Raw genomic sequence first — 14,185 nt, forward strand, 5'->3', positions numbered from 1 at the left:
AAAACTATGAATGAGACAAATTTATATTTAAACAATATCATAAAATGTGCCTTAAATGGCTTTAAAGCCACATTAATGACAATAAATGTTGTCTCATTTCTGTCTCATTTATTTTTTAACTATTTGATTATCAAATACATAAAGTGTATCATTTGTCTCACTATAATGAGACAAAACCGTCTCATTATAGTGAGACAAATTTATTTTGTATAATGCTGTATTTCAGCATGTTAAATAATTAGTGAGACAGAAATGAGACATCATAAAACCATGAATAAATGCTTGTATAGTACGTATATGCACTTTTTAAGAGATTTAGGCAATAGTTTTTTGTCTCACTTAATAAAATATTAAAAAATGAAAAAACACCTTAATAATATCCTCCGGAGTTTGGACACAAAACGATCCATATTGGAAAATGTAGTTCGTTGCTATCCTACTGCCGGCATGAAAAAACCAGAGCTTGTAAAGTCTGAATTGGATGCAAGAAAAGTAATCCTTGCGGATCTGTGCTTGTTGCAAAGCGAAGTTTGCGGGCTCCTTCATATCATCGAAATGGTGAAGGCTGATTGTGTTGCAGAACTAAATGGTACCTACTACGGGGATCGTACTGCACCATATATTAAACCCGGTATGGTTTATCAATCTGAAAAGGACAACCCATACACCAAGATACTATGGCGTAAGAAGCGAGGGTATTTTGATATGTCGATCCATCTCAGAGATTATATTGAGCGGTTCACCTCACCAGACATTTTAACAGAAAGTTTTTCTGTACCAGTCTCAGGTAAACCGGGATCCGGCAGCTGCTATGCATATAGTCAAAGTCATAGCAATGAAAAAATCGAACTTCCTAAAGTGTCTGTATTGGAACTCTACGATCTCACTATTGAACGCCTGATCCACCTGGCCGAATCAAAAGGCAATTTGGCTGAAATTATTAGACTGGTTGAATAATGCATTGAATTCGGTAGTAAACCAATTGATCATTAAAAATTGAAATGATATGAAAATATTTAAATTAATCAAAAGCCGAACATTGAAAGCTTGGAAAGTAATTTCTAATAAAGATCAAACACCTACTTTTGAAAACCAACCTCCAAAATACCCTTACCCTAAACTAGATTACGATCCGTTTACCGTTGAAAATTATGATTTCACTCTGACTGAAGGAGACTACACAAAGGAAAAACTGGCAGGAATTTTAAAAAGGCATGTCCAATCGGTATCAAATGATTTTAAAGAGTTCTGTAAAAAATATCCCTGCTATATAAAACTCGGAAAAAGACCTGTACCCCGTTCAATTGTAGCACTATTCTTTCAACATATAGGCTACACTGTTAGGTATCCCGAATCTGCTTTAAAAAAGAATCAATAAGAATCAATAAGAATCCCACTAGAATCCACAAAAATCGAAATCTACCTACTTTTTGAGTTATACTTTTGAATAAAATTTCACAAAGTATAATTTAAAAACAATGAGCACATCAGAATTAAAAGAAAAGGCAAAGGCATTATTTCTTCAGGGAATGTCCCCTGAAGAAATTCATTTAGAAATTAATGAAGAGAGATCATTATCCACGGTTTACAATTGGATAAAGGACTTCAAGAAAGAACTGGAATTAGAAAATGAGAAATCACCCTATATGTCGGTGAGTACCGAAGAGTCCAATCCAGCACTCAATGAGCCTTCAAAAACTACAACTGAAGCCTCAAAAAAACTCAGTAAACCCTATAGTCAGACCGTTGAGCCTCCTACAATGGAAGAAATAAAACTGTTGGAATTGGAATTCCAGCAAAGCAATGCAGCGATTGAGGTAAAACGAAAGAAAAGGCATGCGGTACGTATATTGAATGGTGTACTAGGCTCATTACTGGTATTCTCTCAAAAAAAGTCCTGGGACGAATCTAAAGCAAGTGAATACCTGGAAAAACTCAGGGAAGTTCAAGAGCTATCTGAAGGGGTTTGCCAGTATGATTCTGAACTTTATGAAAAGAACCTCTACTGGATCGAAGCTACTAGCCTTATCGGTAAACTGGAAAAAATTCGAAGAGATAAAAAACTGAAAAAGGAAATATCCAAAGTTGGAATTTTTAGTCTTGAGGAAAAAATCAGGTTTGAAGAAATAATGGAGCTTTCTAATTTTGAAGCAACTGGAAATATTCTAAAAAATATAAGGTTTACCTCCAAATTCAAAGCTCTGTTGATCAATGATATTCTTTCGAATGACGATAAAGATTTGAATTTGGAGGAGCTGCAATCCATATTGTTAAACCTCAATCATGTATTACAGTTTGCAACTGAAAACGAACTCCAGAGTGAGTTTACCTCTGAAATCAATGTTTTGGAAATGCTAAAACTGCAATTTGAAGAGCTTTATGAAAAAGCTGAAGAGTCGTGGATTTTCAAAAGTGAAGTTTTTGAATTGGATTCCGATCTGAAATTGCAAATTGAAGAAATGTTGGAAAACTCAGGATATACCCCTATTACAGATGAATATTCCGATGAAGATTAGAAAATTTCTTATAATGGGATCCGTCCAAGTTGGTCTCTATTATTTATTGAAATATCTAGAAAAAAAAGAAGGTAAACCGTCCAAAAGGACTCAACCTGTGAGATTATGAAAAAGCTAGCTTTAAATAAAAATCTAAATGGATCCTTCCATTTTTCAGACAAGCACCACGAATTTTTTCTGGGTGACGGTTTTTTTAATACTCTCAATGATATAAGCAGTATAGCCAGCACGGTCGGATCTGTAAAAAGCAGTTTGTCCGGAGGCTCTGGAGGTGCAGCTACACAAACTACAAGTGCATACCCCTCGACTAATTATGAGCTTGAGAAATTGAAAATGCAACTATTGGCGAATGAAAATGCAATGAATACGAAAGGTACTAAAGCCACTGACTCTAATGACAATTTGTTGTATGTTAGCATGGGAGTAGGGGGTCTTATTCTTATTGCAGTTTTGATTTTGGCATTGAAGTAAATTGATATGGGAAATCCAATAGAATTTGACCTGTCCAATGGAATCAAAGTAATCCATACCCCTTATCCAAACGGCCGTGTTACTCTGAAAGGCTTAGTAAACTGATCTATACCTGACCCAAAGGATTCTTATTAGTCTGTTTTTTTTTGCAGCTTCAGCAATGGAGCTGCTTTTTTATTTTAAAGCTGATACTCCTCTCAGGGGTATCAGGTCAATATAATAAGACCTGGTTCTACAACGTATGATAGTGATATTTAGGAGCTGCATTGTGTAAACACACAATGTAGGTAGATCTGAAGCATGACCTTATTCCAGAAAATTTCTAGGAATTTCTTAAGACCCCTCAGATAATAGTATTTATTCAAGTACTGGTAGAAGAATCAATAAGAGTATGAAACCAGAAATTACCCTATTCCAGCCCTATTGAAATCTAAAAATAGTGAAATTACCCCCCCAGATGTGAGGGGATATTAAACGGAAAATCACCTGATTTTGCAATTAGTGGTTGTGAATATGTGGACATTTATTAGTTAGAAATGTTGGCGAAATCAAATATTAAATGTTTTAAAATACCTATTTCAGAATGATTAGATTCGTAATAGCTTTTCAATAGGTTATCCTCTTTAAGGTTCAAATTTTCCGTTTCTCTTTTGTCTTTTTTCAACAATGCATTAATTCCATTTACTGTTTCGTTTATTTTACCTTCTACCAAATAACCAATTAAACTGCCATTTTCATACTTTTTAGAAGTAAAGTTGTTAATTCCTGTATTGATATATCTGCGTTTTAATGCGGAATCATTTTGTTTTAGATTCTTTGTTTCAAAAAAATAGTCATATTCATTACTTTTGGAAAATGTGGTTAACCTAAAGTCTATTCTTGGAAATTTGTCAGCAAAGCCTTTTATTTTAGAAATATTTTTTGGGATATGAGCTTCTACATTGCTTGAAACTTTCCATTTTATTCTTAATGGATTTTCTTTTATATGCTTGTGTATTTCAGAGGAAATATCGTTTTCATTCCAATCTAATTGTATTACTTTTTCATTTAATGAAGTTTGGTATGCTTCTATGATTAACTGAAAACAACGCTGTTCAAAAGCTTTTTTATAATTGATTTTGTAAGTCATTCCGTTAATTCTCGTTTAATATTTCAAGAATTAACTCAGAAGCATCTTCTATTGCCATTGATTTTGACCAAAACCTGCGTTGATTAGGACGGATAATAAAAATATCATCACCTGTTTTATAGTTCAATTTTTTCCTGAAATAGATATTTTCTGCTTTCTTCTCCCATAAATTTTTGTCAAGAGTTTTTAGCTCTTTTTCAATGCTCGCATCAGAAAGAGAAACATCATTTTTTGTTTTATCGTGAGAGAGTCTAATCATCATCAGCGGAGTAAATCTATCAATGCTAAACACTGTAGTATTTACAAATAAGTCTTGCCCTTCTAGGAATTCATTGAGTTCGTTGCTTATTATTTCTCCATACTCTTTTGTATGACTTTGTAATACAGGGTGTAATGCTACTGATTTTTCTTTTTTGTGAAATAATTCAATATTGTTTAGCAAATGCTGAATATTATACTTTTCGTTTTCAGTTAAGCAACTTAAAATTATTTCATTAATCTCATTTTCTATTGCTTTGTTTACAGTATAGAATTCCTTGTTATAAAGTTTTTCATCAAATAGCTTAACAATATGGTTTACTTGTTTTTCATCTAATTTTTCTATCAAGAATGGAGCTTCAAATAGTTCTTTGTGCTTGACTACATCTCTTTCAATACCCCAACTGGATGTTGTTAAAAAGGCGTAGTACCGAATAAAGTCTGAATTTAGATAAACAGTTAGTAATTTTAGTAAATTTGTGTCATTATTCTTTGAATAAATACCAACAATACCCTTTGAGTAAGCACTTTTGTAGTCAACAAATGAAGCCAATAATGAAAGTCGATTTTCATTAACTTTTATTCCCTCATTTAACAAAATATGAGAGGTTTTATAGGCTTCAATTTTCCCTAATCTTCTGAATTTTTCCGCATTGATTCTGTAGTTTGATGTTGGGGTATAATACTTAAGAATGTTATCAGGGGTATGAATTGGTAGTTTTTTGATTTCACTATTTGGTTTGTCAAGTGGATTACTAAGTTCAAACCCAACACCATAATCTATATTTTTTTCTTTAAAATATTCTTTGATTGTAAGGTATTCATTATTTAATCTTTGCAACAATCTCCAATCGTTAGTTCCGCCCCACATTACAATTTTCCAAATTTTTGTGTCATTTTTTTGACATTCTTCTCTGGGTAAATATTTTAAATCAGTAGAATCAATGCTCAATCCATCAATCACATTTGATTTTATAAATGTCTTGGGAGCATAATAAGCAATTTTATCACTTGGATTTTTTGGTAACTCTTTCTGATAATATACAATGCTTATTGGTCCTGTGGCATCCCCAAATAATTGGCCACCAAAGTTTTTATGGGCATTACGAAGAATAGAAAAGTTGAAAACCTTTTCTACATAACATTTATTGAATAGCCATTCTCTAAAGTTTTGATAGGTACCGCCCGTGTTGGTTAAAACTTTCGTATTAAAAATCAATGCAATTTCTCCTTTCGGTGCAAGCGTGGTGGCTTTGTGTAAAAAGGGTAAAACCATTTCTTTTGCAAAACCTTCTTTATCACAATAATTGCGAATAGATTTTGTTAATTCTCTTGTGCCAAAAGGTGGATTTCCGACAATTAAGTCAAACTCATTGGAATCTATTTCTTTGTTTTGCTCAATTGTATCTCTGCAAAACAAGTTTTCCCCTTGTTCTTTTAAAGACTTATCATTGGGATTATTGATTAGGTTAGGCAATCGGTGTTTCCTCTTTTGCCATAAAGTTTTTGGATCTAAACTATCGACCAAAGCCAAATACAAACTAAAAGCAGCTACTTTTATAGCTTGCGGATGCAGTTCAATACCAAAGATATTATCAGTTAATAATTTTTTGAGTTTATCAAAGTCAGTAAGTTTTTCTTTATGTTGATTTTCATAACGTTTTACCAAACGTTTAAAACTTTCTACCAAAAAAATTCCCGAGCCACAACTTGGGTCTAAAATTTTGACATTGTAATTTTTCTCCGTCTTGCTGATAGGCAACTTTTCATTTAGCATAAACTCTACCAATGCCGGAGGCGTGTAGTAAGTTCCTGTTTTCTTCTTTAGTTTAGGATCGGTTTTGAATAAAAAATTTTCGTAAATCTCACTTAACAATTCAATTTGAATAATGCTGAAATCAAACAAACGCCAATTTTCAAAGAGTTGAGTTTGCGGAGTATTGTCATTGCCACTAATGAAACATTTTTTTATGAGTTGGAGTTGGTCAGCAGATATTTGTTCGTCTCTTTCTACGGTAAATATATTCCCATTAAAATCCTCTTCTAATCGTTCAAATAATTTATATGTGGCTTCAGTATCATCTAAAATATTGAAATATGAAGTTGCGCCTTTTTTATAAAGAGAATATAATTTTTTATCTGTAGCTCCTCTGTCTTCAAGATATAATAGGAATAGTGAACGAAGTATAATTTTATGAATAAAATCAATTTTTAAACCTTGTTGTTCAAGTTTATTAGCGGTGTTAACCAAACTTGAAACAAGATATTTATCAACTCTTCGTTGAAGTTTTATTTTATCTCTGATGAACTGAGCTTCTTCTAATGTCCAAACAATACCTGAATCAATTGCAACTCTTGAAAAGAGCTTATTTAGTTCTTCAAGTTGTTGTTTATCTGAAAATTGATACGCCTTTATTTCGACTTTTTGGAGTTCTTTCTCAAAATCGAAATCCTCTTTACTTTTAATAAGCGGTTTTTCTGAACAGTTGTAAATACGGATTTCGGTATCAGAATACACATAAAGAAACAGCACTTTTTTATAATTCCATACTTTTCTATGTATGTCAGCTATTTCCTCTAAAGTTTTTTCGTCAAACAAGCTAACTTTTTTCAGGAAAACAGCAGGGAAACTGTTTCCATTGTTATCAGTATTGAAGTAAATCGAATCAATTTTAAATGATTTCTCATTAACTTCATCCAAGATAATAGACTCGCTTTCCAAAAGATTTTTTCTTTTGGATGTTACAGATTTTGCTCTATCTAAACCGATTAACTCTATTACTTCCTGACCTGTCATTATATTTGTTTGCTTATACTAACTTTTTGCCTAAAATACAAATTTAAATCAGTAAAGGTAGCTGTTTTACCACTTTTTTGGAGCTCTTTGATCCTAAATTTAGACTTTATCAAAAGTTAAACCAGCATATAAGGAGATAATAGATAGTGTAATACTTGCTAGAAAAGGAAAGCATTAATCTCAGTAATACGATTGACAGCTTATTCGCTAAAATCTAAATTAAACTCTTTTGCAAGTTTAGGTTTTCCAAATGAGCTTATTTATACAATCGTTCCTACTTTCGGGTAATTAAATCTAGTAGTAAGGTATGTTATATTTTTTATTCTACAATTGTTTGTCAACCAGACTTGACAGAAATTTAGCAAACGGCTTGATGTCCTGGTTTACACTCGCTTGCTCCAGAGCATTCATATAGGTATCCCTTGATTCTACAGGAATAATAGTCCACGGATATCCTCCGGAAGCTAATGTTGCATTATACACTTTCAATTAATGTAACCCTGTTTTTATGAGACTAATCCTTTTTGAAATGCCTTCAGTATGGAATAAGCATATTTTATTTCCCAATCCTTTTTTCTTGCCCATTCCCGGGCAATAGCAGATTTTTCTTCTTCTTGTAAATTTTCGTGTACGACACTTAGTATTCTTGTTGAAAGTGTTTCTGATTTATTAAGGTATTCTTTGGCTTTACTACCTAAAACTTCAGCAGCTATTCTTAATTGGTCAAAACTGTCATCTTCAGGGAAAGTAGTGTAATACTTCTCCGTGATTTCATCAAATTCCAATTCGAAATAATGTTCAATAATTCTCAGGATGTCTGAAAGATCATTATCACGCTCTTCGGGACGGTCACTCCATGCCACCAATTTTAAGATTATCATTCCCGGAAGTGGGGGGATTTGAACTATTTTCTCTTCAATATAGATTGCTTTGGCATCTTGCAGTACCTCTTTAAAACCTAAGACATGTATATCAGAATATCGTTCATTAAATCGGATAGTATCATTTTCTTCAATTTCACCAAATGGAAGAATATCTATGGCAGCATCGTATTCATCTGAATAAAATGTCCAAGGTGCTTTTACTTTGTTGAATCCTTTAGAAATTAAAGATTCACTAAGATTATCATATTCATTTATTGATGAAATCATGATGGCAAAATCAATGTCTTTGGTGCCTCGATCAGGTTTTTTGCCGTCTCGTAGTAATTCCAGGGCAATAGCACTAACACCTATAAGATAATAAGGAATATTGTACCTGATCATTATCTCATCAATTGTTTCAAAGACTTCTTTGAAGTATGGTATTGCCAGCTCTTTATAACTTTGGTTTGATGTATTCATTAAAAATTTTCTCTGCTGTTTCTTTGTTTCGTTTTCCTCCTTCCAGTATCAATTCGGTGTAAATCAATAATGGGGGGGCTGTTGTCTCTTCTGGTTTTTGCTCCCAAAACATTTCGTAAACGGTAAGTTCTCCATTCTCTTCTGGTAAAAGCTTGTATTGGCGGATTAGATCAACCTGATTTTCTTTTGTGTATAGGATGAATTTCTCCGGACGAAGGTGGTTGGTCAGGATATCAGCGGCCGGTTCCCCTCCCCAGGTGGTTAGTCCTTTGCTTAAATTAATGTCCTTCCAGGGGGTTTTCAACCTATACTTTGTTTTTGTAATGGCTGGTCTTAATGTTGTTTCGTAATCCGTTATCCATCTGTTTAATAGTTCTGCTCTGTTTTCCCAAGTATAGTGCTTTTTATCCAATTGAAGTAAGTACCCTGTTTCCTTCAACCCGTTAATGATTTGAGGAATATTTCCTAAGCCCACTCCCGTTATTTCAGCAATCTCTCTTTGTGGTTGATTGACCAACTCTTGATCCATTAAAAAGTTAAATACTACTTTCAGTCCGGTTTTTGTGAAGGCTCGATTTCTTGTTTCTTTTTTTCTTAGGCCTGGTTTATTGGTATCAATTAATAAAAAAAAATCGGGTAAGTTTACATAGATGTTGCCGTTTTCTTCCAAATAAGCAATTTTCCTTTCTCTTAATTCCTCTTTTGCTTTAGGAATTATTCGTTCAGCTACAATCATCATTTGATGGTTTACCGGGCGATCTTTCATGATTTGATTGATGTGATGCTGACGAATTTCTTTCTTTATTTCAGTGATAAAAAAAAATGTTCTAAAATCCTGTTTAATTGTCAATTCCCCATCTAATGGGCCATTATTATTCCAATGAGCATTTAGTTTAATGCCTTTTTGTAGGTTTTTAAGGGCAGTATCTATTATTTCTCTTTCCATTTGTTCACAAATATACAATGTTCATGTTACATGAACAAATAAAAAACGTGAACAAAACAAATGAGATAGAAATGTCTAAGGGCAGTTAATCATCTACATGAAGCTATTTAACACTACATTAGGATAGAGGGAAATAAGGAATATTGTTTTCAAGTTTGTTTGCAATAAAATATTTACAAACTGATTATCAGTAAGTTATAGTTTCCCCTACGGACTACTTTTAACAACACCAAACAAAAGCCAACTTTACATAAAGTTGGCTTTTTTAATGCCTTAAACCCACTTTTTTAAAGGTTTACTTTAGTTCTGTTACTAATAAACAAAAACCCTCCATACTTTACATATGAAGGGCTAGTGGTCGGAGTGACTGGATTCGAACCAGCGACCCCCACGTCCCTAACGTGGTGCGCTAACCGAGCTGCGCTACACCCCGAACTTTCGGATGCAAAACTATAATTATTTTTCTGTAAATAGAATATTACTTGAAAAAGTAAAAGCCAATAAAATACAAATTCATCATCAATGCAGAAATAAAGTTGAGGTTCATTGTATTGGAATAGTTGACATTATTGACATTTTTTCTCGATCTTAAATACCAATAGCCAAAATAGAGTAAAACCGGCGATAAAAACAGCATGTAAAGAGAGGCATGAAATACGGAATAATACTGACTGTAAAAATAGAAGAACCCCATGGTAGCAATAAAAAAGGCAACCGCAGTAAAATGAAAAGTACCTAAAACTCCTAATCTCAAACTAATCGTAATGTCCCCTCTTTTTCGATCTTCATTATGCTGATATATCTGGGTCATGGGATAACTACCCCATAACAGCATGGAACTTAATAATGCCGGCAATTGGATGTTTAGGCTGGTAATCTCTTGGAAAGAAATATTACCCAAGCCAACACAAACCATGATAAAAGTGAAATAGCCCTGAAAAAAACCTGCCACAAACCATCCGGCAAAAGGCATTTTTTTTAGCCTAATAGTGGGATGGCTGTAAGCTTTGGAAACCAGCCCATAGATAAGAAGCATTACCGTAAATTGCCAATTGATAAAAACACCAATTGCTATGGCTAAAAAATCAAATAGAAGTGAATACCAATATAATTCTTTGGAAACCGTTGGAGGTTTTTTCAATCCACCAATACTTTCCTCGTCTTTGTCGAAATATGAATTGTATCCATTGCTGGCCGGATAAAGAAATAAATGCAATACTATCCCTACTAAAATAAGGTTGACCAAAGGAAGTTTGCCTGACAAAGAACATGCAAAAAGAAAAACTGGTAGCAGGTAAAATGAAAATGGAATCCTCAGGTGAAGCAGTGTTGACTTGGTCATATACGCAATAATACAGATTAGAACACTTTTACAACTTTACGACTTACAAATATTTCAAATATATAGCACTCAAAACCTGAACTGATCCGATTTTTTATTTTTCATAGAATGATTAAATGAGTACTTTAGAGCGATAGAAATTATGGGTGCATACATTACATCATTTGGAACCGCATTGCCAAAGTATAGGATTTCCCAAAAGGACGTTGTGGGTTTTTTATTGAATAATCTCAACCTGAGTGACGAGAAGAAAAAAGAAACCGAAATCATATTTCGTGCTTCCGGCATCAGCCACAGACACAGCGTGTTAAAAGATTACACTACATCATTAGGTGGTTTTGAGTTTTTTCCAAATACCAACAATCTCGAACCATTTCCAGGTGTATCGCAGCGAATGCAGGTTTATAAAAAGGAAGCCTTGGTGCTATCTTTAGATGCCGTAAAGCAATGCATTGGTACTGATGACCCGAAAAATTTCACACACCTGATCACCGTCAGTTGCACTGGCATGTATGCTCCCGGCCTTGATTTTGACCTGGTAAAATCTTTAGGACTTTCCCATTCCATCAAACGAACAGCCATCAACTTTATGGGTTGCTATGCGGCTTTCAATGCCTTGAAAGTTGCCAAAGATATTTGTACGGCAAATGCAGGATCAAAGGTGCTGATCGTATGTGTTGAGCTTTGCAGTTTGCATTTTCAAAAAAACCTCGATCAGGAAGATACTATTTTGGCCAACGCCTTATTTGGTGATGGAGCTGCAGCCATTGTTGTGGAAGGCAACCCTTCAGTTCATCAGAGTCTGTCGATTGAAACCTTCTATTGCGACTTAATGATAGAAGGAGAGCAGGATATGACCTGGAGTATCGGAGATTTCGGTTTTGAAATGACCCTATCTTCGTATGTACCTGATCTGGTAAAAAAGGGGATCAAATCCCTAATCACCAACTTGTTTAGCGAATTAAAGTTAAACACCAGCGACATCAGTCACTTTGCCATTCATCCCGGTGGAAAAAAAATACTGGAAGTGATAGAACAAGAGCTGGACATTTCAAAAGAAAGTAATGCATCAGCATATACGGTATTGAAAAACTACGGCAATATGTCGTCACCCACTATTTTGTTTGTATTAAAATCCATATTCGAAAAACTGGAAAAGCATGACAAGGAGTCTAAGATTCTTGGGCTCGCATTTGGACCGGGACTTACATTAGAAAGCATGTTGCTTAAAGTTTGTTAAGATGGTCAGCCTAAAAACCAGATCGTCAGAAGAGGAAATCATGGATGATTTTTCCCAATCAGGCGAAGTAATCAAACAAACGCTAAAAGAACTTGACAGAATAAACACTTTGCTCGGGGGCAATCAGGTTTCAACCAGTGGCCTCAAAAAATTACTCTCTAAAGAAAAAAGCAAAATCTTTCATATCGCAGATTTGGGTTGTGGAGGCGGTGACCTGATGGTGGAAATGTCGAAATGGGGTAAAAAAAACGGATACGATTTAAGCTTTACTGGCATAGATGCCAATACCTCCATTATCGACTATGCAAGGGAAAACACCAAAAGCTACAGAAACATTAACTACAAAGACTTGAACATATTTAGTTCTGAATTTAAGGAAATGAAATTTGATGTGGTGCATTGTAGTTTGTTTACCCATCATTTCACTGACGAACAACTGTCAATATTGATCAAACAGCTACTGACACAATCAAAAGCAGGTATCGTCATCAATGACTTGCACAGACATATCATTTCTTATTACTTCACCAGGTGGGTCATTAGCGCATTGTCAAAATCTGAAATGGTCAGGTATGATTCGATTGTATCAGTCGCCCGTTCATTCAAGCGAAAAGAGTTGTTGTCTATCCTGGAAAAAGCAGAAGTCAGTAATTTTTCTTTGACTTGGAAATGGGCTTATCGGTGGCAGCTTATTATTTTTGGGTGAGTGTTGAGAAGTTCAATTATATAATAGTGACATCCGCTTAAAAATGTGATTAGATTTAATCTTCTTGGAAAAATACAATAGTGGAGATTTGACTCTCCACTAAAGTTTATGATGTTTGAGTTACCACACTTAGACATCATGAGTAAAGATAGAAATTTGACCGGACAACCAGTAATTTGCCAATTGTTGTCTTTTATACCACGAGATTTAGTTGAACGTGTTGCCACTAAGCATCAAAGCGACCATTATTATAAGACAATGACGACTTTTCGTCAATTGGTGTTTATTTTATATGGCGTTATATCAAGGTGTCATTCACTGAGTAATCTTTGCAAGTCCTTAATATTTTTAAACAAAAGGCTTCAGTATTTGGATATAACCAAGTTGCCAAGTAAAAGCACTTTGAGTGATGCGAACATCAATCGAAGCAGTGATGTTTTTGGTGATCTGTACCATCAATTGTATCAGCATTATAGAAGGTATCTCACCCCCAATCACATTGGATGCTTTATCAATGATGAAATTGATCCGAATTGTGTTGATATTTTTGATTCGAGCACCATTGGTTTGTTCACAGATGTATTCAAAGGAGCAGGACGACTCCCACTTGAAGGTAGAAAAAAAGGTGGGTTGAAGATCCATGCAAAACTTCCATTGACTGGCTTTGTCCCTGATTTGATCTGTTTATCAGAAGCACGTAAAAATGATAAGGATTTCCTCGGACAGCTCAACGTGGAACCAGGTAAAATATACCTGTTTGACAAAGGCTATGTCAATTACAAAAAGTGGAAACAGATTCATCAAGCAGGTGCTTATTATTTAACAAGGTTAAATAAGAACGCTTCTTATCAAATTTTACTCGGACAGCCCAATCATATTAGTGAATATGCCAATGGTGGTATCATTGCAGACCAAACTGTTGCTTTTGACTCCATTCAAGCAAGAGTGGTTACATACAAAGATTTTGAGACTGGGAAGGTATTGAAGTTCGTGACCAATCTGATGGACTGCCAACCAGAAACCATCGCATATCTTTACAAGTGTAGATGGTCGATAGAATTACTTTTTAAAAGGCTAAAACAAAACTTTGAACTTAATTATTTTTACTCTGATAGTTGCGAAGGAATAAAAACCCAAATATGGATAGCGCTGATTGCCAATTTGATATTTACCGTTATTCATCGACAAGTCAAAGAATGCGAATTATTCACTACAATAGTTTCAATGGCCTCCGCAAATTTGGGTTCATATATGTCTCTGGTCAAAGTTGTGAAAACTTCGCCGTTGACCGATCATAGCAGAAACCTACAGATAGTACAACTCAACATGTTCGATCCTACAAGTGGGGGTGTTTATGAGAACCTAGGAAAAGATCCTTAATTCAACTTCTACAAGACCTTTTTGTGAAAAATAGAATTTAGTCGGATGTCAGTAATT

13 protein-coding genes and 1 tRNA gene are annotated in these 14,185 nt (G+C 34.4%); 7 read left to right on the forward strand and 7 right to left on the reverse strand.

The features are described 5' to 3' along the window. The first annotated feature begins 357 nt into the window (after positions 1–357). The 4 genes from AAOP42_RS03550 (at position 358) to AAOP42_RS03565 (ending at position 2,987) form a co-directional block, all read left to right on the forward strand. Positions 358–957: a hypothetical protein gene (locus tag AAOP42_RS03550; protein WP_349527084.1), complete on the forward strand. Its 600-nt coding sequence runs from the start codon at positions 358–360 to the stop codon at positions 955–957. A gap of 49 nt (positions 958–1,006) precedes the next feature. Continuing rightward, on the forward strand, positions 1,007–1,378 hold the full coding sequence (locus AAOP42_RS03555; protein ID WP_349527085.1) for a hypothetical protein: 372 nt from the start codon (positions 1,007–1,009) through the stop codon (positions 1,376–1,378). 100 nt (positions 1,379–1,478) lie between these two features. Continuing rightward, on the forward strand, positions 1,479–2,516 hold the full coding sequence (locus tag AAOP42_RS03560) for a helix-turn-helix domain-containing protein (protein ID WP_349527086.1): 1,038 nt from the start codon (positions 1,479–1,481) through the stop codon (positions 2,514–2,516). 105 nt (positions 2,517–2,621) lie between these two features. Next, positions 2,622–2,987, forward strand: a complete 366-nt coding sequence (locus tag AAOP42_RS03565; protein WP_349527087.1) for a hypothetical protein — start codon at positions 2,622–2,624, stop codon at positions 2,985–2,987. Between the two features lie 526 nt (positions 2,988–3,513). On the opposite strand, the gene AAOP42_RS03570 is transcribed toward AAOP42_RS03565, so the two are convergent. The 7 genes from AAOP42_RS03570 to AAOP42_RS03600 form a co-directional block, all read right to left on the reverse strand. Further along, positions 3,514–4,116, reverse strand: a complete 603-nt coding sequence (locus AAOP42_RS03570; RefSeq protein WP_349527088.1) for a hypothetical protein — start codon at positions 4,114–4,116, stop codon at positions 3,514–3,516. A 4-nt stretch (positions 4,117–4,120) separates the two neighbouring features. Further along, positions 4,121–7,171, reverse strand: a complete 3,051-nt coding sequence (locus AAOP42_RS03575) for an HsdM family class I SAM-dependent methyltransferase (RefSeq protein WP_349527089.1) — start codon at positions 7,169–7,171, stop codon at positions 4,121–4,123. A 324-nt stretch (positions 7,172–7,495) separates the two neighbouring features. After that, a complete protein-coding gene (locus AAOP42_RS03580) occupies positions 7,496–7,660 on the reverse strand; it encodes a hypothetical protein (RefSeq protein ID WP_349527090.1) in 165 nt (54 codons plus the stop codon). Positions 7,661–7,677: 17 nt separating this feature from the next. Further along, positions 7,678–8,514: a hypothetical protein gene (locus AAOP42_RS03585; protein ID WP_349527091.1), complete on the reverse strand. Its 837-nt coding sequence runs from the start codon at positions 8,512–8,514 to the stop codon at positions 7,678–7,680. Continuing rightward, the gene (locus AAOP42_RS03590) at positions 8,489–9,460 is read right to left on the reverse strand and encodes a type IV toxin-antitoxin system AbiEi family antitoxin (RefSeq protein ID WP_349527092.1); all 972 of its coding nucleotides are present in this window, start codon (positions 9,458–9,460) and stop codon (positions 8,489–8,491) included. The genes AAOP42_RS03585 and AAOP42_RS03590 overlap by 26 nt, the downstream gene beginning before the upstream one ends. 355 nt (positions 9,461–9,815) lie before the next feature. After that, positions 9,816–9,893, reverse strand: a tRNA-Pro gene (locus AAOP42_RS03595). Positions 9,894–9,938: 45 nt separating this feature from the next. Beyond that, entirely contained in the window at positions 9,939–10,802 is an 864-nt protein-coding gene (locus AAOP42_RS03600; protein WP_349527093.1) for a UbiA family prenyltransferase, read from the reverse strand. 142 nt (positions 10,803–10,944) lie between these two features. On the opposite strand from AAOP42_RS03600, the gene AAOP42_RS03605 reads away from it, so the two are divergent. The 3 genes from AAOP42_RS03605 to AAOP42_RS03615 all read left to right on the forward strand — a co-directional run bounded on the left by AAOP42_RS03605 (position 10,945) and on the right by AAOP42_RS03615 (position 14,128). Beyond that, on the forward strand, positions 10,945–12,042 hold the full coding sequence (locus AAOP42_RS03605) for a type III polyketide synthase (RefSeq protein WP_349527094.1): 1,098 nt from the start codon (positions 10,945–10,947) through the stop codon (positions 12,040–12,042). Between the two features lies 1 nt (position 12,043). Beyond that, on the forward strand, positions 12,044–12,748 hold the full coding sequence (locus AAOP42_RS03610) for a methyltransferase domain-containing protein (RefSeq protein ID WP_349527095.1): 705 nt from the start codon (positions 12,044–12,046) through the stop codon (positions 12,746–12,748). A 138-nt stretch (positions 12,749–12,886) separates the two neighbouring features. Next, on the forward strand, positions 12,887–14,128 hold the full coding sequence (locus AAOP42_RS03615; RefSeq protein ID WP_349527096.1) for an IS4 family transposase: 1,242 nt from the start codon (positions 12,887–12,889) through the stop codon (positions 14,126–14,128). Positions 14,129–14,185 lie beyond the last annotated feature (57 nt).

Source organism: Reichenbachiella sp. MALMAid0571 (genome assembly GCF_040151475.1).
In the GTDB taxonomy this organism is placed as follows: Bacteria; Bacteroidota; Bacteroidia; order Cytophagales; family Cyclobacteriaceae; genus CAXBNB01.

Coding starts and splice junctions, on each gene's coding strand:
- AAOP42_RS03550 (WP_349527084.1), top strand. CDS start 358: ATGAAAAAACACCTTAATAATATCCTCCGGAGTTTGGACACAAAACGA.
- AAOP42_RS03555 (WP_349527085.1), top strand. CDS start 1,007: ATGAAAATATTTAAATTAATCAAAAGCCGAACATTGAAAGCTTGGAAA.
- AAOP42_RS03560 (WP_349527086.1), top strand. CDS start 1,479: ATGAGCACATCAGAATTAAAAGAAAAGGCAAAGGCATTATTTCTTCAG.
- AAOP42_RS03565 (WP_349527087.1), top strand. CDS start 2,622: ATGAAAAAGCTAGCTTTAAATAAAAATCTAAATGGATCCTTCCATTTT.
- AAOP42_RS03570 (WP_349527088.1), bottom strand. CDS start 4,116: ATGACTTACAAAATCAATTATAAAAAAGCTTTTGAACAGCGTTGTTTT.
- AAOP42_RS03575 (WP_349527089.1), bottom strand. CDS start 7,171: ATGACAGGTCAGGAAGTAATAGAGTTAATCGGTTTAGATAGAGCAAAA.
- AAOP42_RS03585 (WP_349527091.1), bottom strand. CDS start 8,514: ATGAATACATCAAACCAAAGTTATAAAGAGCTGGCAATACCATACTTC.
- AAOP42_RS03590 (WP_349527092.1), bottom strand. CDS start 9,460: ATGGAAAGAGAAATAATAGATACTGCCCTTAAAAACCTACAAAAAGGC.
- AAOP42_RS03600 (WP_349527093.1), bottom strand. CDS start 10,802: ATGACCAAGTCAACACTGCTTCACCTGAGGATTCCATTTTCATTTTAC.
- AAOP42_RS03605 (WP_349527094.1), top strand. CDS start 10,945: ATGGGTGCATACATTACATCATTTGGAACCGCATTGCCAAAGTATAGG.
- AAOP42_RS03610 (WP_349527095.1), top strand. CDS start 12,044: ATGGTCAGCCTAAAAACCAGATCGTCAGAAGAGGAAATCATGGATGAT.
- AAOP42_RS03615 (WP_349527096.1), top strand. CDS start 12,887: ATGAGTAAAGATAGAAATTTGACCGGACAACCAGTAATTTGCCAATTG.